The sequence below is a fragment of the Xenorhabdus littoralis genome (genome assembly GCF_033949345.1).
Taxonomy (GTDB): domain Bacteria; phylum Pseudomonadota; class Gammaproteobacteria; order Enterobacterales; family Enterobacteriaceae; genus Xenorhabdus; species Xenorhabdus littoralis.
The window spans coordinates 1-785 of sequence record NZ_VCDP01000127.1 but is presented as its reverse complement, the minus strand read 5'-3'; the positions used below and the strand labels follow the sequence as shown (position 1 = coordinate 785).

The following is a 785-nucleotide window of genomic DNA, read 5'->3' as shown; positions in this document are numbered from 1 at the left end:
TTGTTGTTTAAAATCATGGCCCTGTGGCTGAAAATCCGTGAAGACAGCGTGGAAGAAGGCAATGCGGGGCTCCAGTCGCTCTCCCGTCTCGAAAATACCCTGTACGGGGCGTTCTTTGTCATGATCGCCTGTTGCGTTCCGCTGGTTCAGGTCAGCCTCAGTACCCTGCAATATGATCCGTCCCGGGCCAAGACCTGCGGCACCTGGACGCCAAAATCACCACAGGAAACGGGGTATGCGCCGGTGATTTCCAGTCTGGGCGAACACACGGCCGCCGTGCCGGTCTGGTGGGCGGTGGTGCACCGGTTATCAAAAGGGCTGACCCAGGCGGCGGTCGCATCAGTGCCCTGCCGGCCGGATCTGCGGCAACTGCGTTTTGAGGTGCAGCACACCCGTATTGCCAGCGCCACCCTGGCAGCAGAATTGCAGGATTTTACCCACGATTGCTATGCCCTGGCTCTTTATCAGTGGAAACAACGCGATCAGGGGCAAACTGATGATCCCGCGGTGCTGAAGGATATCGACTGGCTGGGGAGTCAGACCTTCCTGTCGGGGGATTACACTACGCTGCAATCACGCACACCCCGGGCGCATTTCCCGTGGATAGAGAGCAGGGACAGCGGCCTGCCGAATACCGGGCGGGGTGGCTATCCCACCTGTAAAGTCTGGTGGTCAGCCCCGCAAACCGGACTGGAAGCCCGGGTACTGGCACAGGCCGATCCGGGGCTGTGGCTGCGTTTGTCGGCGGCCCTGAAAATGCTGGGCAAGGGAAGCCGTGAATATAA

General features: G+C 59.9%; 1 protein-coding gene. It reads left to right on the top strand.

Translation table 11 applies throughout. The annotated features are described in order from the left end of the window. Nucleotides 1-785: conjugal transfer protein TraG N-terminal domain-containing protein (locus tag FE394_RS18335; protein WP_319927774.1), on the top strand; the 785-nt coding region annotated here is incomplete at both ends.